Below are 23,720 nucleotides of genomic sequence, written 5' to 3' on the forward strand. Positions count from 1 at the left end.
AGCTGACGCATGGAAAACAACCAACCCATCATCGTCAAACGGGTCAAGAAGACCGCTGGCGGCCACCATGGTGGCGCGTGGAAGATCGCCTTCGCCGACTTCGCCACTGCCATGATGGCCTTCTTCCTGGTGATGTGGCTGATGTCGTCGGCCACTCCTGAGCAGAAAAAAGCCATTTCCGGCTACTTTCAGGACCCTGTCGGTTTCACCGAAAGCGCCAGTCCCTACGCCATCGACCTGGGCGGTACGCCGACGCCGGCGCCAGAGCGCACACTCAATCCCGATATCTCCGAAACGCCGGAGAGCCAGCCGGACGAGACGGGTGTCAGCGCGGACCAGATCGAGACCCTGGCCGACAAGATGGAGCAGGAGCGTCTGGAGCTATTGCTGCAGGAACTGCAGAACAAGGTCGAGGAGAATCCCGATCTACAGCGCTTCAAGGATCAGATCCTGTTCGAAATCACCCAGGATGGTTTGCGCATTCAGATCATGGATGCCGAGAATCGGCCGATGTTTGCCCTTGGCAGTGCCGAACTGCAGCCTTACTTCGAAGACATCCTGCTGACCATGGCCGATACCATTCGCGCCGTACCCAACAAGATCAGTGTCAGCGGCCATACCGATGCCAAGCCTTTCGTGGGGCGTGGTGACTTCGGTAACTGGGAGCTGTCCGCCAACCGCGCCAACGCCGCCCGGCGAGCGCTGGTTGCCGGTGGCTACCCGGACGAGCAGGTGGCCCGGGTGGTTGGCTATGCCTCGTCAGCACTGTTCGATCGCGAGGACCCGTTGAACCCGGTCAACCGGCGCATCGATATCGTCGTCCTGACCAAGCGTGCCCAGCGCAACATCGAGGGAGAGCAGGGCGCGGAGCCCGAACCGCAGGACCAGGCCCCTGCGGGTGCCACGCAGGGGCAACCTGCCGAGGCCCTTCCGGCTGATCAGTTGCGAGAGCGATTGAATATCTTCGACAGCGGCAGCGGTCCGCTCGACCAGCTCAACGGTCAATAGTCGTCTTCGGGCAGGCTGGCGAGGATATGTCGATAGCTGGCCATGCGCTGTGGCTGGATGCGACCCTCGTCAAGTGCCTGGAGTAGTGCACAGCCCGGCTCGCGGTCGTGCTTGCAATCACGAAAACGGCAGCGCCCGAGCAGTTCGTGAAACTCGATGAAGCCCGCCTCCACATCATCCCGGCTGACATGGCCCAGGCCGAATTCACGAATGCCGGGGGAATCGATCAGCTGACCGCCTCCGGGGAAATGGAATAGCCGCGCCGTAGTGGTGGTGTGGGTGCCCTTGCCAGTCAGCTCCGATAGCGCGCCCACGCGGGTGTCGATGCCTGGCAGCAGGCTGTTGACCAGTGATGACTTGCCCACCCCGGACTGGCCGACGAAGACGCTGACGTGGCCATCCAGGCGCTTGTTCAATTGCTCCATACCGTCGCCCTGGTGAGCCGAGACCTCCAGCAGTGGATACTCCAGCTGGCGGTAGACCTTGAGCAGTGCATCCAGCGCCACCTGGTTCTGCGCATCGATCAGGTCTGCTTTGTTCAGCAGCAGGAGCGGCCGTATTCCGGCGTGCTCGGCGGCCACCAGGTAGCGGTCGATCAGATTGGCATGGGGTTCGGGTAACGGGGCGAAGACGATGACGATCTGATCGACGTTGGCTGCCACGGGCTTGAGCTGGCCGCGCATGTCCGGGCGACACAGTTCGCTGTCTCGTGGCAGTTGCGCGACGATCACGCCGTCGCCCTGGTTGCCCGGGCGCCAGACTACCTGGTCGCCGGTGACCAGTGCTGGCAGATTGGCGCGCAGGTGGCAGCGAAACACCTGGCCAGCCAGTTCGCCCTGCAAACCTTCGACCTCCACCTGAACGCCGAAGTGGGCGATCACCAGGCCGGTCTGCTCCGGGCCCAGGTCGCCACCTTCCAGTGCTTCCATCGCTCGCGATTCACGCTTGGCGGCACGGGCGGCGCGTTCGCCCTGAATCTTTTCGATACGCCAGCTCTGGCGGCGGTTGAGTTGGCGTTTGGCCATGGAGCATCCGGGGTGGTGGAGTGTTGATCGCGGCGAGTTTAGCATGAGCGCTCGGCGGTCATTCGGCTGCCTGAAGTGGGAGCAGGGAATGACGACAGGCGGGAAAAGAAGGGCGCTGCAACTGCCTGTGTTGCGTGCGTTGCTCGCGCAGGGGCTGGCCGTGTCATTGGTGGTGGTGACGGTGTATCTGCTGGCACTGGTGCCCTGGCGCCTGTCGCTGTTTTCTGTGGCCTTGCTGCAAGGTGTGTTGGCCGCTGCAATAGGCTGGCGCCTGGGCTTGTCGCGCTGGTGGTGGTGGATCAACCTGGCGTTTCTTCCCTCGCTGCTGCTGGTGCAGCGTGCAGAGCTGCCCGCCTGGCTGTTTCTGTTGGGGTTCGTGCTCTTGCTGCTGGTCAACTGGAACAGTTTGCGTGAGCAGGTGCCGCTCTATTTGACGGGGCGCAAGGCGCAGCAGCAGCTGCAGCGCCTGCTGAGTGAGCGTGAGCTCCCTGTGCATTTCGTCGATCTTGGCTGTGGGACGGCGGGCACATTGTTGCAACTGGCGAGAGCTTGCCCGCGCGGGCAGTTCGTCGGTGTCGAGACGGCGCCGCTGCTCTTCGTCTTTGCCTGGCTGCGCTGCCTGCTGCAAGAGAACTGCAGCGTTCGTTACCGGAGTATCTGGCAGGTCGATCTGGCGGACTTCGATGTCGTCTACTGCTTTCTCTCGCCCGCGCCCATGCCGCGGCTCTGGGCCAAGGCGCAAGTGCAGATGCGTGCCGGTAGCTGGCTGGTCAGCAATACTTTCGAGATTCCCGGCGCGCCGGCTGATCGCTTGCTCGACGTCAATGAGGGCCGGCAGACCTGTCTTCTTCTCTGGCAGATGCAGGGTGCAGATTCCGCTAAACTTGGCGCCTGAGCCAAGGAGCCCTACGCCATGCAGAACCCCAATAACCTGATCTGGATTGATCTGGAAATGACCGGCCTGGAGCCGGAGCACGATGTGATCATCGAGATGGCCACCATCGTCACCGATAGCGACCTCAACGTGTTGGCCGAAGGTCCGGTTATCGCGATTCACCAGAGTGACGAGGCCCTGGCCGGCATGGACGAGTGGAATACCCGTACCCATGGTGAGAGTGGCCTGACCCAGCGGGTGCGCGACAGTCGGATCGACACCGCAGCGGCCGAGGCGCAGACCATCGCCTTTCTGGAGCAATGGGTGCCGAAGGGCAAGTCGCCGATCTGCGGTAACAGCATCGGTCAGGACCGGCGTTTCCTCTATAAATACATGCCGGCACTGGAAGCCTACTTCCACTACCGCTATCTGGACGTGTCGACGTTGAAGATCCTCGCCGGCATGTGGGCGCCGGAGGTCAAGGACAGCTTCCAGAAAACTGCTACGCACCAGGCGCTGGACGACATTCGCGAATCCGTCGCCGAGCTGCGCCACTACCGCGAGCACTTCCTCAAGGTATAAGGGCAGCGGTAAGCCGACCGGTACTGAGCCGACGCACACTGTAGGGTGCACCGTGCGCACCGAGGCCCGGATGCCATTCGGGGCGCTGCTATCGGCTCCCAGATAGCACCCGGGCTACAGGGCGCCGTGTTGCTGTAGCGCCCACTCTACGTGCTCGCGCACCAGCGCCGATGGATGCTCGCGGCGCGCGCTGAGCGCCTCCAGTACGGGGATGGTCGACGGCGCATTGCCCAGACCGACCGCGAGGTTGCGCAGCCAGCGTTCGTAGCCGGCGCGGCGCAGCGGCGAGCCCTCGGTGCGTCCGAGAAACTCTTCTTCCGTCCACAGGAACAGCTCGGCCAGGCTGCTGTTGTCGAGGCCGTGACGCGGTTGAAAATCGCCCTGCTCGGTGGGGCGGGCGAAGCGGTTCCAGGGGCAGACGATCTGGCAGTCATCGCAGCCGAACACCCGGTTGCCGATGGGCGCACGCAGTTCGACGGGGATCGAGCCCTTCAGTTCGATGGTCAGGTAGGAAATGCAGCGCCGGGCATCCAGCTGATAGGGGCCGGCGAAGGCGGCTGTGGGGCAGATGTCCATACAGGCGCTGCAGCGTCCGCAGTGTTCGCTGGCATGGGGCGCATCCACCGGCAGGGGCAGATCGACGAATAGTTCGCCGAGAAAGAAGTAACTGCCAGCCTTGCGATTCAGTACCAGGGTGTTCTTGCCGATCCAGCCCAGGCCGGCTTTCTCGGCGATGGCCTTTTCCAGTACCGGCGCGCTGTCGACGAAGGCGCGGTAGCCGAACGCCCCGATCTGCTGCTGGATGCGCTCGGCCAGCTGCTGCAAACGCTTGCGGATCAGTTTGTGATAGTCGCGGCCCAGGGCATATCGTGACACGTAGGCCTGCTCAGGTTGCTGCAGGCGCTGCGCCATCTGCGTGTCGCCGGGCAGGTAGTCCATGCGCAGCGAGACCACGCGCAGGGTGCCGGGCACCAGCTCGGCCGGGCGTGAGCGCTTGTCGCCATGCGCGGCCATGTAGTCCATCTCGCCCTGGTAGCCTGCGGCCAGCCAGCGTTGGAGGTGCGCTTCATGCTCGCTCAGCTCGACATCGGCGATGCCCACCTGTTGGAACCCGAGCTCACGCCCCCAGTCCTTGATGGACAAGGCCAGGGCATCGAGATCAAGGGAGTGGTCGGACATGAGGCAGGCGCGGATGATGGAGGTGCGTATAATTCTGCCAGACATCTGCCCCGAGCGAGCCATGCATCGAACTTCCGCTTCCCTGCCTTTGAGTCTGCACAGTGCGCAGCAGGTGCGTGCACTCGATGCGCAACTGATTGCCGCCGGCACGCCGGGCTTCGAGCTGATGCAGCGAGCCGCCCACGCCGCCTGGCGTGCCTTGCGGCGACGCTGGCCGGAGGCGGGTGAGATAACGGTATTGGCCGGGCGCGGCAACAATGCCGGCGATGGCTACCTGATTGCCGCGTTGGCGCAACGTGCCGGCTGGCGCGTCCGGGTGCTGGCGGTCGGCGATCCGGCAGCCCTGCAGGGCGATGCCGCGCAAGCCTACGCCGAGGCCGGCGCGGCCGGTGTGGATATCCTGCCCTGGGACGAGGGTCTGCCGCTGGCCGGTGTACTGGTGGACGCGCTGCTCGGCACTGGACTGTCAGGCTCCGTGCGCGAGCCCTATGCGCAGGCCATCGCCGCGATCAATCAGGCCGGTTTGCCGGTGCTGGCGGTGGATATTCCCTCCGGTCTGCATGCTGATAGCGGCGCTTGTCTGGGCGTGGCGGTTCGTGCTGACCTGACCATGACCTTCATCGCGCTCAAGCTCGGCTTGTTCACCGGTCAGGGACCGGCGTTGTGTGACGAGTTGCAGTTCGATGATCTGCAGGGCGATGCGCAGTTGCTGGCGCAGGCGCCCAGCGTGGCGCTGCGACTGGATGAAGCTGGCCTGCCGCGACTGGCGCCGCGCTCGCCGGTCGCACACAAGGGGCATTTCGGTCATGTGCTGGTGATCGGCGGTGATCTGGGCATGGGCGGCGCAGCGCTGCTCAGCGCCGATAGCGCTTTGCGCAGTGGGGCGGGGTTGGTGTCGCTGGCGACGCGTGCCGAGCATGTCGCCGCAGCGTTGGTGCGGCGTCCTGAAATCATGTGCACGGCGGTGGCTTCGGCCAATCAGTTGCTGGCGTTGACCGCGCGTGCCGATGTCTGTGTGGTAGGTCCAGGCTTGGGCCAGGGCGCCTGGTCGCGCAGCCTGCTGTCCAGTGTTGCGGGTGCCGCTCTACCGCAGGTGTGGGATGCCGACGCGCTGAACCTACTGGCGGCGGGGCTGGTGCCTGCGCCGCAGCTGGGTGTGCTGACTCCGCATCCTGGAGAAGCCGCACGCCTGCTCGGCCAGGATGCCGCGAGCGTGCAGGCCGACCGGCCGGCTGCTGCACGCGCATTGGCGCAGCGTTTCGGTCTGGTTGTCGTGCTCAAGGGGGCGGGCAGCCTGATTGCGGCGCCGGACGGTCGCTTGGCCTTGTGTGATCGCGGGCACCCAGCGATGGCTGGCGCGGGGCTGGGTGATGTGCTGGCCGGGCTGATCGGCGCTCTGCTGGCACAAGGTATGGCTGCATTCGATGCGACCTGTCTCGCGGTATGGCTGCATGCGCGGGCTGGTGAGGTGTTGGCCCGACGAGGGCGTGGTTTGGCGGCAGGTGATCTGCCCTGCGCCATTCGTCAGTTACTGGAGGAGTTCTGTCCTTGTCTGAAGTGAGACTCGAAGCTGTCGATGAAGCAGCGATGCTGGCCCTGGGGGCGCGTATCGCCGAGGTCAGCGCTGGCGCGGGAGTTATCTACCTGCACGGCGACCTAGGGGCGGGCAAGACCACCCTGTCGCGCGGCATCCTGCGCGGCCTGGGGCACGCAGGGGCCGTGAAGAGCCCGACTTTTACCTTGGTCGAACCCTACGAAATTGGCGAGCTGAGGGCTTTTCATTTCGACCTTTATCGGCTGGTCGATCCCGAGGAACTGGAGTTTCTCGGCATTCGCGATTATTTCGATGGCGCGGCGCTTTGCCTGATCGAGTGGCCGCAGCGCGGTGCGGGTGTTTTGCCAAAGCCCGACATGGACATTACCATTAGCCCCCAAGCGGGCGGCCGTTCGCTGTTGCTGCAAGGGCATGGGGCTCGAGGGGATGCCTGGTGCGAGGCCCTGAGCAGTAAAGGATAAAGTAAGAATCAATGGGGTTGGGTATGCGCATAGGCGCGCTGGTTACCGCTGTGGGTGTTTTGTTGGCGGCCCTGGCTGCCGAGGCCCTGGCTGCCTCGGATGTGCGCAGCGTGCGTCTCTGGCGGGCTCCTGACAACACCCGTCTGGTCTTCGACCTGTCCGGGCCTGTGCAGCACAGCGTCTTCACGCTTGCGGCACCTGACCGCATCGTTATCGATGTCAGTGGCGCCAAACTGGCCACCAACCTCGAACAGCTGTCGCTGGCCAATACGCCGATCACGGGTGTGCGCTCCGCTCAGCGCGGTGCTGATGACCTGCGTGTGGTGATCGATCTCTCCGCGCCGGTCACGCCCAAGAGCTTTTCCCTGGCGCCGAACCAGCAGTACGGGCATCGCCTGGTCGTCGATCTGTTCGATCAGGGCAGTGCACCGCCCTCGACGCAGGCGCCCAGTGTGGCGGCCACGTCTCCTGCCGTGCCGGTGACACCGACCCAGCCGCCGCCCAAGTTGACGCCGGTGCCGGGCGGCAAGCGCGATATCGTCATCGCCATCGATGCCGGCCACGGTGGTGAGGACCCTGGTGCCCTGTCGCCGGTCAAGGGGCAGTACGAGAAGAACGTGACCCTGGCCATTGCCAAGGAGTTGCAGCGACAGGTCAATGCCGAGAAGGGCTTCCGCGGCGAACTGGTGCGGACGGGGGATTACTTCATTCCGCTGCGCAAGCGCACCGAGATCGCCCGTAAGAAAGGTGCTGATCTGTTCGTGTCCATTCATGCCGATGCTGCGCCGCGTTCTGCGGCGTTCGGTGCTTCCGTCTATGCCTTGTCCGAACGCGGCGCCACGTCCGAGACCGCGCGCTGGCTGGCGGACGCGGAAAACCAGTCCGACCTGATTGGCGGTGCCGGCAACGTCAGCCTGGACGACAAGGACAAGATGCTCGCCGGCGTACTGCTTGATCTGTCGATGACCGCGTCACTGTCCTCTAGTCTCAATGTGGGGCAGAAGGTACTGTCGAACATGGGCAACATCACGCCGCTGCACAAGCGCCGCGTGGAGCAGGCCGGGTTCATGGTGCTGAAGTCGCCGGACATCCCGTCGATCCTGGTAGAAACCGGCTTCATCTCCAATCCGGGGGAAGCCAAGAAACTGCATACGGCCAGCCATCAGCAGGCGTTGGCGCGCTCCATCACCAGTGGGGTCAAGCAGTTCTTCCACGAGAACCCGCCGCCCGGCACCTACGTAGCCTGGCTGCGTGATGAAGGTAAGATTGCCGTCGGCCCGCGTGAGCACGTGGTGTCCCGCGGCGAAAGCCTGGCGCTGATCGCGCAGCGTTACCAGATCAGCCTGGCGACGCTGCGCAGTACCAACAAACTCAAGGGCGACGTGATCAAGGTCGGTCAGAAACTGCAGATTCCCGCCACGGCCCTGGCAGCCCAGTAATGAGTGTCATGTCCCGTATTCATTTGCTCAGCCCGCGCCTGGCCAACCAGATTGCTGCGGGCGAGGTCGTCGAGCGACCGGCTTCGGTGGCCAAGGAATTGCTGGAGAACAGCCTGGATTCCGGAGCCCGACGTATCGACGTGGAAGTCGAACAGGGTGGCGTCAAGCTGCTCAAGGTGCGCGACGATGGTGGCGGTATCGCTCCGGATGACCTGCCGCTAGCCCTGGCGCGCCATGCCACCAGCAAGATTCGCGAACTGGAAGACCTCGAAGCCGTGCTCAGCATGGGCTTTCGCGGTGAGGCGCTGGCTTCGATCAGCTCGGTGTCGCGCTTGACTCTGACGTCGCGTACCGCCGATGCTGATCAGGCCTGGCAGGTGGAGACCGAGGGTCGCGACATGGAACCGCGCGTGCAGCCGGCTGCGCATCCTGTTGGCACCTCGGTGGAAGTGCGTGACCTGTTCTTCAATACGCCGGCGCGGCGCAAGTTCCTGCGCGCGGAGAAAACTGAATTTGATCATCTGCAGGAAGTAATCAAGCGCCTGGCGCTGGCCCGCTTCGATGTGGGCTTCCACCTGCGCCACAACGGCAAGACTGTGCTCAGCCTGCATGAGGCTGGCGATGAGATCAGTCGTGCGCGTCGCGTTGCCTCGGTCTGTGGCCCGGCGTTTCTGGAGCAGGCGCTGCCGATCGAGATCGAGCGCGGTGGCTTGCGTCTGTGGGGTTGGGTCGGCCTGCCGACTTTCTCGCGCAGTCAGGCTGATCTGCAGTACTTCTATGTCAACGGTCGTATGGTGCGCGACAAGCTGGTCGCCCACGCGGTGCGCCAGGCGTACCGCGACGTGCTGTTCAACGGCCGCCATCCGACCTTCGTGCTGTTCCTGGAAATCGACCCGGCGACGGTGGACGTCAACGTGCACCCGACCAAGCACGAGGTGCGTTTCCGCGACAGCCGCATGGTCCACGACTTCCTCTACGGCACGCTGCATCGCGCGCTGGCCGATGTACGCCCCGAGGATCAGGTTGCCGCGCCGGCAGCCGTTTCGCCGATGATGCGCCCCACCGGGCAGGCCGCCGGTGAGTTCGGCCCGCAGGGTGAGATGGGGCTGGCCGCCAGCGTGCTTGAAGCTCCAGCGACCAGTCCTCAACCCGCCTGGCGCGGCAGTGGCGCCGGTTACCAGCAGCCGGTTGCTAACCCGGGTGTTTCGGCCGGTGAGGCTCAGGCAGCCTACCGCGAATATTTTTCTCCGTTGCCAGTCGCACAGCCGCAGCCCATGCCACAGGAGCAAGGTGATATTCCACCGCTTGGCTACGCGGTGGCCCAGCTCAAGGGCGTTTACATCCTCGCCGAGAATGCCCAGGGCATGGTGGTAGTGGACATGCATGCGGCGCACGAGCGCATCACTTACGAACGCCTCAAGCACGCCATGGCCAGCGAAGGTTTGCGCGGCCAGCCGCTGCTGGTACCCGAGTCCATCGCCCTCAGTCAGCGTGAGGCGGATTGCGCCGAAGAGCATGGCGAGTGGTTCCAGCGCCTGGGTTTCGAGTTGCAGCGTCTGGGTGAGGAAAGCCTGGCGATTCGTCAGATCCCGGCATTGCTCAAGCAGGCCGAGGCGACGCAGCTGGTCCGCGACGTGTTGGCGGACCTGCTTGAGTACGGCACCAGCGATCGTATCCAGGCGCACCTCAATGAGCTGCTGGCGACCATGGCTTGTCACGGTTCCGTACGCGCCAACCGGCGCCTGACCATTCCCGAGATGAATGCGTTGCTGCGCGACATGGAGCAGACCGAACGCAGCGGTCAGTGCAACCATGGTCGGCCGACCTGGACGCAACTGAGCATGGATCAGCTCGACAAGTTGTTCATGCGCGGTCAGTAATTTGAGTCAGTGAGGCCCTTTGTTCAGGACCTCTCCCCGTCTTCGTGTGTCGAGTCTTGCCAATGCCTTCGCTTCCTCCTGCAATCTTCCTGATGGGGCCGACCGCTGCCGGTAAGACCGATCTGGCACTCGATCTCGCCCGCGTGTTGCCATGCGACCTGATCAGCGTCGACTCAGCGCTGATCTATCGCGGTATGGATATCGGTACGGCCAAGCCCGAGCGGGTGGTTCTGGACGAGTTCCCCCACGCCCTGATCGATATCCGTGACCCGGCAGAGAGCTATTCGGCTGCAGAGTTTCGTGCCGATGCCCTCGCGGCTATGGCTGACAGCACGGCGCGCGGGCGTATTCCGTTGCTGGTTGGCGGCACCATGCTCTATTACAAGGCATTGCTGGAGGGGTTGGCCGACATGCCCAGTGCCGACCCGGCTCTCCGCGCAGAGCTGGAAGCACGGGCGGCAGCGGAAGGTTGGGAGGCGCTGCATCGCGAGCTGGCAGAGGTCGACCCGGAGTCGGCGGCGCGTATCCATCCCAATGATCCGCAGCGTCTGACTCGCGCATTAGAGGTCTACCGCGTGAGTGGCCTGAGCATGAGTGAACACCGGCGGCGCCAGGCGGCTGGAAATCCCGAAGCGGGCACAGTGGGTCGCGAACAATTCCCCTATACTGTTGCGCAGCTTGCTATCGCTCCGGCGCAGCGCCAGGTTTTGCATGAGCGCATTGCGCAACGATTTCAGGCGATGGTGGAACAGGGTTTTGTAGAAGAGGTCGAAGCCCTGCGTAGACGAAGTGACTTGCACGCAGCATTGCCGTCTATACGGGCGGTGGGTTATCGCCAAGTGTGGGAATACCTCGAAGGTGATCTGTCCCGTGCGCAAATGGTCGAGCGCGGCATCATCGCCACTCGGCAGCTGGCCAAACGTCAGTTCACCTGGTTGCGAAGCTGGAATGAGCTGCACTGGCTTGACAGTCTTGCCTGCGACAATCTGTCTCGCACCTTGAAATACCTGGAAAGCGTCTCCATATTGAACTGAGACCTTGCCGCTGGCCGTCTATCCTTGGGGGTGTGATGGTCCGAAGCTATTGTTTACTTACTAAAATATTGAAAATTGATCCTCGAAAGGAGTGCGGCACATGTCAAAAGGGCATTCGCTACAAGACCCTTACCTGAATACCCTGCGTAAGGAACGCGTCCCCGTTTCCATCTATCTGGTCAACGGCATCAAGCTGCAGGGCCAGATCGAATCCTTCGACCAGTTTGTGATCCTGCTGAAGAACACTGTCAGCCAGATGGTCTACAAACATGCCATTTCCACCGTCGTGCCCAGCCGTCCGGTACGCCTGCCGAGCGCTGGCGACTCCGAACAGGGTGATGCCGAGCCGGGTAACGCCTGATAGGGGGCTGCATTGTTCTTCGAGCGTCATGAGGGCGGTGAGCGGGCCATCCTGGTTCATCTGGAAGGCCAAGACTCCGAGGCGAGCGAAGATCCCCAGGAGTTTCAAGAGCTGGCCATGTCCGCAGGTGCGGACATGGTCGCTTTTCTCAGTGTGCCCAGCAGTCGCCTGACCGCCAAATACCTGATTGGTAGTGGCAAGGTCGAGGAACTGCGCGATCAGGTCAAGGCCGCTGAGGCCGAACTGGTCATCTTCAATCACACCCTGACTCCGAGCCAGGAGCGCAACCTCGAGCGCGCCTTCGAGTGCCGTGTGCTCGATCGTACCGGGTTGATCCTCGATATCTTCGCCCAACGCGCGCGGACTCACGAGGGCAAGCTGCAGGTCGAGCTGGCACAGCTCGACCACATGAGCACGCGCCTGGTGCGTGGCTGGACTCACCTCGAGCGGCAGAAGGGTGGTATCGGCCTGCGTGGCCCTGGTGAAACCCAGCTGGAAACCGACCGCCGCCTGCTGCGTGTGCGTATCCGCCAGATCAAGCAGAAGCTGGAAAAGGTGCGTAGCCAGCGTGAACAGGCGCGCCGTGGCCGTAAGCGTGCGGATATCCCTTCGGTTTCCCTGGTGGGCTATACCAACGCCGGCAAATCCACGCTGTTCAACGCGCTGACCACCTCCGAGGTGTATGCCGCAGATCAATTGTTCGCCACGCTCGATCCGACCTTGCGCCGCCTTGAGCTCGACGACCTCGGCCCGATCGTTCTGGCTGACACCGTGGGCTTCATCCGTCATCTGCCACACAAGCTGGTCGAGGCCTTTCGCGCTACGCTTGAGGAGTCGAGCAACTCCGATCTGCTGCTGCATGTGATCGATGCCCATGAGCCCGAGCGCATGGCGCAGATCGAACAGGTGCAGGCGGTGCTCAAGGAGATCGGCGCGAACGAGCTACCCATGCTCGAGGTATACAACAAGCTGGATTTGTTGGAAGGTGTCGAGCCGCAGATCCAGCGTGATGCCGACGGCAAGCCACTGCGTGTCTGGCTGTCGGCGCGTGAAGGGCGCGGTCTTGAACTGTTGCGGCAGGCCGTGGCGGAGTTGCTGGGTAACGATCTCTTTGTCGGTACGTTGCAGCTGCCACAGCGTCTGGGGCGTCTGCGTGCGCAGTTTTTCCAGCTGGGTGCGGTGCAGAACGAAGGGCATGACGAGCAGGGGCAGAGTCTCTTGTCCGTGCGCCTGCCACGCGTCGAACTCAATCGCCTGGTGAGTCGCGAGGGGTTGGAACCTCAGGTCTTTATCGAGCAACATACTTTGCAATAAAGCCTGGGACGGCGGCTTTGCTGTCACCTGGGGGCTTTGGGTAGCATTGGCCGGCGCGCCGCGGGCGCGCCTTCGCTTTATCAGTACGGAGAACGCTATGGCTTGGAATGAGCCGGGTGGCAACTCGAATAATCAAGACCCTTGGGGCGGCCGCAAGAAAGGCGGTGGCCGGCAGGGCCCGCCGGATCTCGACGAAGCGTTCCGCAAGTTGCAAGAAAGCCTCAACGGGCTTTTCGGTGGCGGCAAGAAGCGCGGTGACGATGACTCTGGCCGCAGTGGCGGTGGTGGCTTTGGCCTGCTGTTCGTGGGGCTGGCTCTGCTGGCGGTGGTCTGGCTGTACAGCGCGATCTATGTGGTTGACGAGCAGGAGCAGGCCGTGGTGCTGCGCTTCGGTAAATACCATGAGACCGTCGGCCCGGGCCTGAACATCTACTTCCCGCCGATCGATCGCAAATTTCAGGAAAACGTTACTCGTGAGCGCGCCTACAGCAAGCAGGGCGCAATGCTGACCGAGGACGAGAACATCATCGAAGTGCCGCTGACCGTGCAATACCGTGTGAGCAACCTGCAGGACTTCGTCCTTAACGTCGACCAGCCGGAAGTCAGCCTGCAACATGCGACCGACAGTGCCGTGCGTCACGTGGTGGGTTCGACCGAGATGGATCAGGTGCTGACCGAAGGCCGTGAGCTGATGGCCAGCGAGGTGCGCGAGCGCCTGCAGCGTTTCCTCGACAACTACCGTACCGGTATCACCATCACTCAGGTGAACATTCAGAGCGCTGCGGCGCCGCGTGAAGTTCAGGAAGCCTTCGATGACGTGATCCGTGCCCGTGAAGACGAGCAGCGTGAGAAGAATCAGGCCGAGTCCTACGCCAATGGCGTGATTCCTGAGGCGCGCGGCCAGGCCCAGCGTCTGCTGGAGGAAGCCAACGGTTATCGTGACGAAGTGATCGCTCGCGCCCAGGGTGAGGCGGACCGCTTCACCAAGCTGGTTGCCGAGTATCGCAAGGCGCCCGAAGTTACCCGTGAGCGTCTGTATCTGGACACCATGCAGGAGCTGATGGCCAATACCAGCAAGGTGCTGGTGACTGGCGACAAGGGGCAGAACAACCTGCTTTACCTGCCGCTGGACAAGATGATCGACAGCCGTGGCGGTGCCTCGTCTTCGTCCTCTTCTGCCAACAGCAGCAATACGACAACGCGTGATCCGGCCGTGCCGCTGAGTAGCGATCTGTCGCAGCGCAACCTGCGTTCCCGGGAGGGCCGTTGATGAGCAACAAGTCCCTGATCGGCCTGATCGTGGCCGTGGTTCTGGCCATCGTGGCGTGGAACAGCTTCTATATCGTGGCGCAGACCGAGCGAGCGGTATTGCTGCAGTTCGGTCGTGTAGTCAATCCGGACGTCAAGCCGGGTCTGCACGTGAAGATTCCGTACGTGAACCAGGTGCGCATCTTCGATGGGCGTCTGCTGACGCTGGATTCGACTTCCTCGCGTTTCCTCACCCTGGAGAAGAAGGCATTGATGGTCGATGCCTACGCCAAATGGCGGGTGAAGGATGCCGAGCGCTTCTATCAGTCGACTTCTGGCATGAAGCAGGTGGCCGACGAGCGTCTGGCGCGTCGTCTGGAGGCATCGCTGCGTGACCAGTTCGGTAAGCGCACTCTGCACGAGTCGGTATCCGGTGAGCGTGATGCGCTGATGGCTGACGTGACTTCGACCCTCAATCGTGCCGCTGAGCGCGAGCTGGGTATCGAAGTGGTCGATGTCCGGGTCAAGGCCATCGACCTGCCGCGCGAAGTCAACCGTAGCGTATTCGAGCGCATGAGCACCGAGCGTGAGCGCGAGGCCCGCGAGCACCGTGCCAAGGGCCGTGAGTTGGCCGAAGGTATTCGCGCCGATGCCGACCGTCAGCGCCGCGTGCTGCTGGCTGAAGCCTATCGTGAAGCCGAGGAGCTGCGCGGTGATGGTGATGCTCAGGCGGCTGCCATCTACTCGCGTGCCTACGGTCAGGATCAGGAGTTCTACTCCTTCTACCGCAGTCTGCGTGCCTATCGCGAAAGCTTCGCCGATAAGCGCGACGTGCTGGTGCTGGACCCGAGTAGCGACTTCTTTCGCTACCTGGAAAAAGCCAAACCTTGAGTCGCAGCAAACCGCAAGTAGGCGCTGGTCGTCTACTTGCGGCTTGAAGCTTGCGGCTTGAGGCTTTTAGCGTGGTATCATGCGGCAGCCGGGAAAATCCCGGCTTTTTTGCGTCTGTGAGAATCATGTGGCAGGAACTCGGCATCGCTCTGTGTCTGGTACTGGTGCTGGAAGGCATCCTGCCCTTCCTCTATCCGCGCCACTGGCGCGGGGCGGTATTGCAGGCGGCTCGGCTGCCCGACCGTCGACTGCGTCTTATGGGGCTGATCAGCATGCTGCTGGGTACAGCTCTTCTCTATCTGCTTCACTGAAGGCTTGTGCCGCCCGGATCGAGAGGGGAATGGCGAAATGGCAACGGTAGACCGCTGGCTGCTGCCAGATGGCATCGAAGAAGTACTGCCGCCGGAGGCGGCGCGCATCGAGGCAGCCCGCCGTCAGGTGCTGGATCTGTTTCAACGCTGGGGCTACGAGTTCGTCGTCACCCCGCATATCGAATACTTGGAGTCCCTGCTGACTGGTGCCGGCCAGGATCTCGACCTGCGTACGTTCAAGGTCACCGATCCGCTGTCCGGCCGGCAGATGGGCTTCCGTGCCGACATCACGCCGCAGGTGGCGCGTATCGATGCGCATACCCTGCGCCGCGAGGGGCCGAGTCGTCTGTGCTATGCCGGCAGCGTACTGCACGCCAAGCCGCGTGCGCTGACCACTTCGCGCAGCCCGATCCAGCTCGGTGCAGAGCTTTACGGTGACGGCAGTCCGGCCAGCGACATCGAGGTGATCAGTCTGCTGGTCGAGACCCTTGAGCTGGCCTCCGTGCCGGATGTGCACATGGACCTCGGTCATGTCGGCATCTACCGCGGTCTGGCGCAGGCCGCCAACCTCTCCGGTGAGGCCGAGCAGCAGCTGTTCGACGCCCTGCAGCGCAAGGCGATGGACGAGATCGAAGCGCTGACCGCCGGTCTGCCGGGCGGTCTGGGCAACATGCTGCGTTCGCTGGCTGAGCTGTGTGGCGGTCGCGAGGTGCTCGATCTGGCTCAGGCAGTGCTGGTCGAGGCGCCGGATGCGGTGCATGCCGCACTCGATGAGCTGGTTGCCATCGCCGATGCGCTGGAACTGCGCTACCCAGAGTTGCCGCTGTATTTCGATCTGGGCGAGCTGCGTGGATACAACTACCACACCGGTGCGGTGTTTGCCGCGTTCGTGCCCGGCGAGGGCGGAGCGATTGCTCAGGGTGGCCGTTACGACGATACCGGTGCGGTGTTCGGTCGTGCGCGTCCGGCAACCGGCTTCTCCACTGATCTGAAAACCCTGGTGACCCTGGGGGATATGCGCCTCGATGAGACTGTCAAAGGCATCTGGGCGCCGGATAATCATGACCTCTATCTGTGGCAGGCCGTTCGTCGTCTGCGTAGTGAGGGTGAGCGCGTGGTACAGGCGCTGCCCGGACAGAGCGAGGCGGATGCGCATGAGGCGGGCTGTGATCAGCTGCTGGTGTTGCGCGATGGACGTTGGCAGGTGGCGCCCCTGGCGTCCTGAATTCATTTTCGCCGGCCAGCTGCCGGCATCGAAGCTTGCGCGAAGAGGACAAGTTTATGGGTAAGAATGTCGTCGTCCTGGGCACCCAGTGGGGTGATGAGGGCAAGGGCAAGATCGTCGACCTGCTGACCGAGCAGGCCGCGGCCGTTGTGCGCTATCAGGGCGGTCACAACGCCGGCCACACCCTGGTGATCAATGGTGAGAAGACCGTTCTGCACCTGATCCCGTCGGGCATCCTGCGCGAAGGCGTGCAGTGCCTGATCGGCAACGGCGTAGTGGTCGCTCCCGACGCGCTGATGCGCGAAATCACCAAGCTGGAAGAGAAGGGCGTGCCGGTGCGCGAGCGCCTGCGCATCAGCCCGGCTGCCCCGCTGATCCTGTCCTACCACGTCGCCCTCGACCAGGCGCGTGAGAAGGCCCGTGGCGAAGCCAAGATCGGCACCACCGGTCGTGGTATCGGCCCGGCCTACGAAGACAAGGTCGCGCGTCGCGGTCTGCGCGTCGGTGACCTGTTCCACCGTGAGCGTTTCGCCGCCAAGCTCGGCGAGCTTCTGGACTACCACAACTTCCAGCTGGTCAATTACTACAAGGAGCCGGCCATCGACTTCCAGCAGACGCTGGACGAGTGCATGGCCTATGCCGAGCAGCTCAAGCCGATGATGCTCGACGTCACCGCCGAGCTGCACAACCTGCGTCGCGCCGGCAAGGACATCATGTTCGAAGGTGCCCAGGGCTCGCTGCTGGATATCGACCACGGCACCTATCCGTACGTCACCAGCTCCAACACCACCGCCGGCGGCATCTCCACTGGCTCCGGCGTTGGCCCGATGTACCTCGACTACATCCTCGGCATCACCAAGGCCTACACCACCCGTGTCGGTTCCGGTCCGTTCCCCACCGAGCTGTTCGATGACATCGGTGCGACGCTGGCCAAGCGTGGCCACGAGTTCGGTTCGACCACCGGTCGTGCCCGTCGCTGCGGCTGGTTCGATGCCGTGATCCTGCGTCGCGCCATCGACGTCAACAGCATCTCGGGTATCTGCCTGACCAAGCTGGACGTGCTCGATGGTCTGCAGACCATCAACATCTGCGTTGGCTACAAGGACGAGAACGGTGAAGTGATCGAGGCGCCGACCGACGCCGACAGCTACATCGGCCTGCAGCCGGTGTACGAAGAGCTGCCAGGCTGGAGCGAGTCGACCCTGGGCGCCAAGACCCTGGAAGAGCTGCCGGCCAATGCGCGTGCCTACATCAAGCGCATCGAGGAGCTGATCGGCGCGCCGATCGATATCATCTCCACTGGCCCGGACCGCAACGAGACCATCGTGCTGCGTCATCCGTTTGCCTGATCGGTCTGATCGCGCAACAAGAGCCGCCTTCGGGCGGCTTTTTTGTGCTCGACCGCTGGGGCGCCAGTGTCGTTTCTATCCCGATTGTCTGGCAGTTTTCGGGTTGTTGGGCGTACGCTTTGCTGTTGCTCAATAAATCCCGAAGTTCGCCGTTATAGCTGTTACGGTCGTTGAGGAGTGCCGCCAGTGTTCGCCATCGTTTCCATGTTGCGCAGTCGTCTGTTGCGTCCGGTGTTCGTTGCGCTTGGTCTGGCCATGTTGGTTCAGGTCGGTTTGGCTGTCTGGTTGATGCGTGCTTCTGTCGACGGGATGGTCGAGGATCTCGCTCAGGGCATGGGGGCGGAAAGTCGTCGTCTGGGTGATGAGCTCGAAGCTGCCGAGCGCGAGATGAGTCAGGGGTTGTCGGCGCTGGCTGGCAGTACTCGTGCCCGTCTTGCCGAAGGCTTGTCGGGGCAGCTCAAAGATGAGCAGGCGCAGCTGCGAGTGGTGCTCGAAGGAAATCTGAAGAGTTCCGGGCAGGCGTTGGCGCAACTGTTGGCAGGTGTGGCGCCGAAGTCGATCTGGGATCTGGATATTCCAGCGCTTACGGCGCTGACGCGCATCGCTCAGCAGGATCCGTCGGTGTTGTTCGCCATCATTTATGACGGCGAGGGCAAGCGCCTGACGCGCAATTTCAACCGCAGTAACGCGCAGGTGCGCGAGTTGATTGCGGCAGGGCAAGGTGATTCGCCGCTGGACAAGCTGGTCGATGCCGCTTCTCGTGACCCGCGGGTGTACGTGGTCGAAGCTGATATCAACCCCATGGGGGCGCAGATCGGCAAGGTGCAGATGGGCTTGTCGCTGGACGTCGTCGAGCGGGAGCTGGCGGCTCTGGATGGTCGCTTCGCATCTCTTGTCGATGGCGCGGGAAAACTGGTCGACTCCAGCTTGTCCGGGGCTTCGGAGGAGGCGACTGGGGCGCTGCGTGAGCGTCTGCAGTCGGCCGAGCGTTACACGCAGGAGATGGCCCGTAATGGCGGTGAGTCGGTGCGTGAGGCAGCGGATTCGCTGCGCTGGAATATCGCCCTGAGTCTACTGGTGGTTGGTGCGTTGGCGCTGGGCGTAGTGGCGTTGGTGCTGGGCTGGCGAATCCTCAGTCGCTTGCGCCTGCTTAGTGATGCGCTCAATGACCTGGCTGCGGGTGAGGGTGATCTGACGCGGCGGGTCGATATCGATAGCCAGGACGAAGTAGGTGAGATGGCGGGGGCGGTCAATCGCTTCATCGCCAAGCTGCAGCCCATCGTGCGCGAGTCTGGCGAAGTGGCGCTGCGTACCGGTGAGCAGATTCGCAGCCTGACCGAGCGTGGTGTGGCGGCGGAAGCGGCGGCCGGTCGCCAGCGTGACGAAGTGGCGGGAAGCCTGCAGGCGCTGGAGCGCATGGCGGATGAAGCGCAGTCCGAGAGTCAGGCGATGCAGGGCGCGCTGCAGCGCGTCGATACCATTCGCCAGGCGGCGACGGAGAATGCGCTGATCGCTCAGCGTCTTTCGGCTCTGATCGAAGGGTTGGTCGCCAGTGTGGCAGACGGTTCCGCGGTGATCGAGCGCCTGGCCAAGCAGAGTGAGCAGATCGAGGTCGTGCTCAGCGTGATTCAGTCCATTGCCGAACAGACCAATCTGCTGGCACTGAATGCGGCCATCGAGGCGGCGCGCGCCGGGGAAAGCGGGCGAGGTTTTGCAGTGGTCGCTGATGAGGTGCGTGCGCTGGCGAGCAAGACTCAGCAGTCGACGGGTGACATCCAGACCCATATCGTCGCTCTGCAGCGCGGTGCGCAGGAGGCGGTGGCGGTCATTGCCCAGGCGGGCACTCAGGGTAGTGAGGGGCTCGAGGTGTTGCGCGACAGCGCGCGTTTGCAGCAGTCGGTGCAACGCTCGGTGGATGAGGTGCATGGCGCCATCAATGCGGCGACTCAGGCGGCCGCGCATCAGGCTGAGGGCGCTGGAGCGGTACGTGAGCGCGTCGAGGTGATTCACGCCGAAGCTCGCCGTGCTGCAGAGGCGGTAACGGCCATCGCTGGCAATGCGCGGGCGTTGGACGAGCTGGCGGCGCAGCTCAAGGCCAGTCTGGGGCAGTTCAGGGTGTAGCGCACTTCGCTACATCTGTGGTCCTGGCGGTGCGCGCGGCGCACCCTGCCTTTTTGATGGGCATAAAAAAACCGAGTCTTTCGACTCGGTTTTCTTGAATTTTGGTGCCCAGGAGAAGACTCGAACTTCCACGGCCGTTAAGCCACTGATACCTGAAACCAGCGCGTCTACCAATTCCGCCACCTGGGCACACTACAATGTTCATCGTCGCCGATACGGATCATTGCGTCCGTTATTGTAAAGCAGGTTATCAATCTGCTTCACGAATTTGGTGCCCAGGAGAAGACTCGAACTTCCACGGCCGTTAAGCCACTGATACCTGAAACCAGCGCGTCTACCAATTCCGCCACCTGGGCACTGAAACCGATGAATCATCATCTGCTTCGTGTTACAACGTCTCCTCGACGCTGTGGGCGCGAACTATACGGGCGGGCATTTACCTTGTAAACCCCTGACCCCAAAAAAATTATTGTCGCCGGAAAAGCTGCCCCGGATGCCTTTTTCGCGCTTCAATAGGCATATGGCACTCACCTTTATACATCCGCATAGGTAACCCCCTTTAAATGGCCGATTGGCAATCCCTCGATCCCGAGGCCGCCCGCGAGGCGGAAAAATACGAAAACCCCATCCCCAGCCGCGAGCTGATCCTGGCCCACCTGGCCGAGCGCGGCTCCCCTGCCAGCCGTGAGCAGCTGGTCGAAGAGTTCGGTCTCGAAACCGAGGACCAGCTCGAAGCCCTGCGCCGTCGCCTGCGCGCCATGGAGCGCGATGGTCAGCTTATCTATACCCGTCGCGGCAGCTATGCCCCGGTGGACAAGCTCGACCTGATCTGCGGTCGCATCAGCGGTCACCGCGATGGTTTCGGCTTCCTGGTACCGGACGACGGCAGTGACGACCTGTTCCTCAGCCCGGCGCAGATGCGCCTGGTCTTCGATGGTGACCGTGCCCTGGTGCGTGTGGCCGGCTTCGACCGTCGTGGCCGCCGCGAGGGCGGCATCGTCGAGGTGATCGCGCGTGGTCACGAAACCGTGGTGGGCCGTTACTACGAAGAAAACGGCATCGGCTTCGTGGTCGCCGACAATCCCAAGATCCAGCAGGAAGTGCTGGTCACGCCAGGCCGCACCGCCGGTGCGCGTATCGGTCAGTTCGTCGAAATCAAAATCACTCACTGGCCGACCCAACGCTTCCAGCCGCAGGGCGATATCGTCGAAGTGATCGGCAACTACATGGCGCCGGGCATGGAGATCGACGTGGCGCTGCGCAGCTACGATATTCCGCATGTCTGGCCCGAGGCGGTGATCAAGGAAGCGCGCAAGCTCAAGCCCGAGGTGGAAGAGAAGGACAAGGAGAAGCGCGTCGATCTGCGCCACTTGCCGTTCGTCACCATCGATGGCGAGGATGCCCGTGACTTCGACGACGCCGTCTACTGCGAGAAGAACAGCAGCCGCTGGAAGCTGTTCTCCGGTGGTTGGAAGCTCTATGTGGCCATTGCTGACGTGTCGCACTATGTGAAAGTTGGCTCGGCGCTGGATGCCGAGGCGGTCGAACGTGGCAACTCGGTGTACTTCCCCGAGCGCGTGGTGCCGATGCTGCCGGAAGAGCTGTCCAACGGCCTGTGCTCGCTCAACCCGCATGTCGATCGCCTGGCCATGGTCTGCGAGATGACCATGTCCAAGAGCGGCCAGATGGTCGACTACAAGTTTTACGAGGCGGTGATCCACTCCCATGCTCGCCTGACCTACAACAAGGTCAGCTACATGCTGGAAGATCCCAAGGGGGCTGAGGGCAAGGCCCTGCGTAGCGAGTACAAGGCGGTTCTGCCGCACCTCAATCAGCTGTATGCGCTGTATCAGGTGCTGGTCGCGGCGCGCCACGAGCGTGGCGCCATCGACTTCGAGACCCAGGAGACGCGCATCGTCTTCGGTTCCGACCGCAAGATCGACGAGATCCGCCCGACGCAGCGCAACGACGCGCACAAACTGATCGAGGAATGCATGTTGGCGGCCAACGTGGCCACTGCACGCTTCATGCAGGATCACGAGATTCCCTCGCTGTACCGCGTGCATGACGGCCCGCCGCTCGAGCGTCTGGAGAAGCTCAAGCAGTTTCTCGGTGAGCTGGGGCTGTCGCTGCAGCGTGGCAAGTCCAAGGATGGTCCGTCGCCGAAGGACTATCAGCGCCTGCTGGAGAGCATTCGTGAGCGTCCGGACTATCACCTGATCCAGACCGTGATGCTGCGTTCGCTGAGCCAGGCGGTGTACAGCGCGCAGAATGAAGGGCACTTCGGGCTCAATTACGAGGCTTACACCCACTTCACCTCGCCAATCCGTCGTTATCCCGACCTGCTGGTGCACCGCGCCATTCGCAGTGTGATTCGTTCCAAGCGCGACACCAAGCACGTAGAGCGTGCCGGTGCCTCGATCATGCCCAAGGCACGCATCTATCCATATGATGAAGCGACCCTGGAGAAACTCGGCGAGCAATGCTCGATGACCGAGCGCCGCGCCGACGAGGCCACGCGCGACGTGGTCAACTGGCTCAAGTGCGAGTTCATGCAGGATCGTGTCGGCGAGACCTTCGCAGGCGTGATCACCGCGGTGACCGGCTTCGGCATCTTCGTCGAGTTGCGTGACATCTACGTTGAAGGCCTGGTGCACGTGACCGCGCTGCCGGCCGACTACTACCACTTCGATCCGGTCCATCATCGCCTGTCCGGCGAGCGTGGCGGGCGCAGCTTCCGTCTCGGCGACAGCGTCGAAGTCAAGGTGATGCGCGTCGACCTCGACGAGCGCAAGATCGACTTCGAGCTGAGCCAGGGCAAAGCCAGCAAGGACGACGATACGCGCCGTGGCCGCAAGAGCGGCATGGGCAACACCGACGTGCAGAAAAGCCGTGAGGTGAAGAAGGCGCTGCTCGATGGGGCGAAGAAGGGCGGCGGCAAGGCGCCGGCGAAGAAGGGCTCCAGCCATCGCAAGGGGCCGCCCAAGGGCAAGAGCTCGGGCGAGGGTGCTGGCGGCTCCGGCGGTCCGAGCAAGCGTAAGGCGAAACGATGAGTCAGTTGGAAAAGGTCTACGGCGTACATGCTGTAGAGGCGCTGTTGCGTCATCACCCCAAGCGAGTCAAGCAGCTGTGGCTGGCCGAGAGCCGTCAGGCGCCGCGCATCCAGCCGATGCTGGAACTGGCGGCGCAGCACCGCGTGCCGGTCGGGCACAAGGAACGCCAGGAGCTGGACGAGTGGGCCGAAGGCGTACATCAGGGTGTGGTCGCCGAGGTCAGTCCGAGCCAGGTGTGGGGCGAGAACATGCTCGACGAGCTGCTCGAGCGTAGCGAGGGCGTGCCCTTGCTGCTGGTGCTCGATGGCGTGACCGACCCGCACAACCTGGGGGCTTGTCTGCGTACTGCCGATGCGGCCGGTGCGCAGGCGGTGATTGTGCCCAAGGACAAGTCCGCCACGCTCAATGCCACGGTGCGCAAGGTGGCGTGCGGCGCTGCCGAGGTGATTCCGCTGGTGGCCGTGACCAACCTGGCGCGCACCCTGGAAAAGCTGCAGAAGAAAGGCTTGTGGGTGGTCGGCACAGCCGGCGAGGTCGAGCAGGAGCTGTATCAGCTCGACATGACCGGCCCGACGGTGCTGGTGATGGGCGCCGAAGGCAAGGGCATGCGCCGCCTGACCCGCGAACATTGCGATTACCTGGTCAAGCTGCCCATGGGTGGTAGCGTCAGCAGCCTGAATGTCTCGGTCGCCACGGGCGTCTGCCTGTTCGAGGCGGTGCGCCAGCGCCAGGCCAAGGTGCGTGGCTGACTGTTCAAATAATCGCCAGTTCACCTTGCGTGCGGCGGGGGGCTTCTCTAGAATGGCGCCC

20 protein-coding genes, 2 tRNA genes and 1 pseudogene are annotated in these 23,720 nt (G+C 63.0%); 19 read left to right on the forward strand and 4 right to left on the reverse strand.

Features of this window, described 5'->3' with window-relative positions; all coding sequences use genetic code 11:
* Positions 1-9 precede the first annotated feature (9 nt).
* A complete protein-coding gene (motB, locus tag ACJRW5_RS01480) occupies positions 10-1,008 on the forward strand; it encodes a flagellar motor protein MotB (protein ID WP_484568769.1) in 999 nt (332 codons plus the stop codon).
* On the opposite strand, the gene rsgA is transcribed toward motB, so the two are convergent.
* Positions 1,002-2,033: a small ribosomal subunit biogenesis GTPase RsgA gene (gene rsgA / locus ACJRW5_RS01485; protein WP_484568770.1), complete on the reverse strand. Its 1,032-nt coding sequence runs from the start codon at positions 2,031-2,033 to the stop codon at positions 1,002-1,004. The two genes, motB and rsgA, sit on opposite strands and share 7 nt — an antisense overlap.
* An 88-nt stretch (positions 2,034-2,121) precedes the next feature.
* Between rsgA and ACJRW5_RS01490 the strand changes: the two genes are divergently transcribed.
* Both ACJRW5_RS01490 and orn read left to right on the forward strand, forming a co-directional pair.
* Positions 2,122-2,928 carry a class I SAM-dependent methyltransferase gene (locus ACJRW5_RS01490; protein WP_484568771.1) on the forward strand — a complete coding sequence of 269 codons (807 nt, stop codon included), beginning with the start codon at positions 2,122-2,124 and terminating at the stop codon, positions 2,926-2,928.
* A gap of 18 nt (positions 2,929-2,946) precedes the next feature.
* On the forward strand, positions 2,947-3,489 hold the full coding sequence (gene orn, locus ACJRW5_RS01495) for an oligoribonuclease (RefSeq protein ID WP_484568772.1): 543 nt from the start codon (positions 2,947-2,949) through the stop codon (positions 3,487-3,489).
* A 114-nt stretch (positions 3,490-3,603) separates the two neighbouring features.
* Here orn and queG read toward each other — a convergent pair whose 3' ends face one another.
* A complete protein-coding gene (queG, locus tag ACJRW5_RS01500) occupies positions 3,604-4,668 on the reverse strand; it encodes a tRNA epoxyqueuosine(34) reductase QueG (protein WP_484568773.1) in 1,065 nt (354 codons plus the stop codon).
* A gap of 61 nt (positions 4,669-4,729) precedes the next feature.
* Here queG and ACJRW5_RS01505 point away from each other — a divergent pair, with 61 nt between their 5' ends.
* From ACJRW5_RS01505 to ACJRW5_RS01570, 14 genes and pseudogenes are all read left to right on the forward strand, one after another.
* Positions 4,730-6,229, forward strand: coding sequence for an NAD(P)H-hydrate dehydratase (locus ACJRW5_RS01505; RefSeq protein ID WP_484568774.1), 1,500 nt, complete (start codon positions 4,730-4,732; stop codon positions 6,227-6,229).
* Positions 6,217-6,684, forward strand: a complete 468-nt coding sequence (gene tsaE, locus ACJRW5_RS01510) for a tRNA (adenosine(37)-N6)-threonylcarbamoyltransferase complex ATPase subunit type 1 TsaE (RefSeq protein WP_484568775.1) — start codon at positions 6,217-6,219, stop codon at positions 6,682-6,684. Before ACJRW5_RS01505 ends, tsaE begins: the two co-directional genes overlap by 13 nt.
* A gap of 11 nt (positions 6,685-6,695) precedes the next feature.
* Positions 6,696-8,123: an N-acetylmuramoyl-L-alanine amidase gene (locus ACJRW5_RS01515; RefSeq protein WP_484568776.1), complete on the forward strand. Its 1,428-nt coding sequence runs from the start codon at positions 6,696-6,698 to the stop codon at positions 8,121-8,123.
* On the forward strand, positions 8,123-10,003 hold the full coding sequence (mutL, locus tag ACJRW5_RS01520) for a DNA mismatch repair endonuclease MutL (protein WP_484568777.1): 1,881 nt from the start codon (positions 8,123-8,125) through the stop codon (positions 10,001-10,003). Before ACJRW5_RS01515 ends, mutL begins: the two co-directional genes overlap by 1 nt.
* Before the next feature lie 62 nt (positions 10,004-10,065).
* Positions 10,066-11,037, forward strand: coding sequence for a tRNA (adenosine(37)-N6)-dimethylallyltransferase MiaA (miaA, locus tag ACJRW5_RS01525; protein WP_484568778.1), 972 nt, complete (start codon positions 10,066-10,068; stop codon positions 11,035-11,037).
* 100 nt (positions 11,038-11,137) lie between these two features.
* On the forward strand, positions 11,138-11,398 hold the full coding sequence (gene hfq / locus ACJRW5_RS01530; RefSeq protein WP_037054821.1) for an RNA chaperone Hfq: 261 nt from the start codon (positions 11,138-11,140) through the stop codon (positions 11,396-11,398).
* A gap of 12 nt (positions 11,399-11,410) precedes the next feature.
* Complete coding sequence (gene hflX, locus ACJRW5_RS01535; RefSeq protein WP_484568779.1) at positions 11,411-12,712, forward strand: ribosome rescue GTPase HflX; 1,302 nt, start codon at positions 11,411-11,413, stop codon at positions 12,710-12,712.
* Positions 12,713-12,809: 97 nt separating this feature from the next.
* The gene (gene hflK / locus ACJRW5_RS01540) at positions 12,810-13,982 is read left to right on the forward strand and encodes an FtsH protease activity modulator HflK (protein WP_484568780.1); all 1,173 of its coding nucleotides are present in this window, start codon (positions 12,810-12,812) and stop codon (positions 13,980-13,982) included.
* On the forward strand, positions 13,982-14,851 hold the full coding sequence (hflC, locus tag ACJRW5_RS01545; RefSeq protein WP_484568781.1) for a protease modulator HflC: 870 nt from the start codon (positions 13,982-13,984) through the stop codon (positions 14,849-14,851). Before hflK ends, hflC begins: the two co-directional genes overlap by 1 nt.
* Positions 14,852-14,976: 125 nt before the next feature.
* Positions 14,977-15,162 (forward strand): DUF2065 domain-containing protein, encoded by a 186-nt coding sequence (locus ACJRW5_RS01550; RefSeq protein WP_484568782.1) that lies wholly within the window; start codon positions 14,977-14,979, stop codon positions 15,160-15,162.
* A gap of 37 nt (positions 15,163-15,199) precedes the next feature.
* The gene (locus ACJRW5_RS01555; protein WP_484568783.1) at positions 15,200-16,387 is read left to right on the forward strand and encodes an ATP phosphoribosyltransferase regulatory subunit; all 1,188 of its coding nucleotides are present in this window, start codon (positions 15,200-15,202) and stop codon (positions 16,385-16,387) included.
* A gap of 56 nt (positions 16,388-16,443) precedes the next feature.
* Positions 16,444-17,736, forward strand: coding sequence for an adenylosuccinate synthase (locus ACJRW5_RS01560; RefSeq protein WP_484568784.1), 1,293 nt, complete (start codon positions 16,444-16,446; stop codon positions 17,734-17,736).
* A gap of 1,002 nt (positions 17,737-18,738) precedes the next feature.
* Positions 18,739-18,999, forward strand: a pseudogene (locus ACJRW5_RS01565) (HAMP domain-containing protein); the annotation flags it as partial.
* The gene (locus tag ACJRW5_RS01570; protein WP_484569135.1) at positions 18,973-19,857 is read left to right on the forward strand and encodes a methyl-accepting chemotaxis protein; all 885 of its coding nucleotides are present in this window, start codon (positions 18,973-18,975) and stop codon (positions 19,855-19,857) included. The pseudogene ACJRW5_RS01565 and the gene ACJRW5_RS01570, both read left to right, overlap by 27 nt.
* Before the next feature lie 102 nt (positions 19,858-19,959).
* Here the strand turns inward: ACJRW5_RS01570 and ACJRW5_RS01575 are convergent.
* Both ACJRW5_RS01575 and ACJRW5_RS01580 read right to left on the reverse strand, forming a co-directional pair.
* Positions 19,960-20,046, reverse strand: a tRNA-Leu gene (locus tag ACJRW5_RS01575).
* Positions 20,047-20,126: 80 nt separating this feature from the next.
* A tRNA-Leu gene (locus tag ACJRW5_RS01580) sits at positions 20,127-20,213 on the reverse strand.
* Between the two features lie 207 nt (positions 20,214-20,420).
* On the opposite strand from ACJRW5_RS01580, the gene rnr reads away from it, so the two are divergent.
* Both rnr and rlmB read left to right on the forward strand, forming a co-directional pair.
* Entirely contained in the window at positions 20,421-22,910 is a 2,490-nt protein-coding gene (gene rnr, locus ACJRW5_RS01585) for a ribonuclease R (protein ID WP_484568785.1), read from the forward strand.
* On the forward strand, positions 22,907-23,659 hold the full coding sequence (gene rlmB, locus ACJRW5_RS01590) for a 23S rRNA (guanosine(2251)-2'-O)-methyltransferase RlmB (RefSeq protein WP_152487778.1): 753 nt from the start codon (positions 22,907-22,909) through the stop codon (positions 23,657-23,659). Before rnr ends, rlmB begins: the two co-directional genes overlap by 4 nt.
* The last annotated feature ends 61 nt before the right edge of the window (positions 23,660-23,720 follow it).

This window comes from Pseudomonas pichavaramensis (genome assembly GCF_050473265.1).
Classification (GTDB): domain Bacteria; phylum Pseudomonadota; class Gammaproteobacteria; order Pseudomonadales; family Pseudomonadaceae; genus Aquipseudomonas.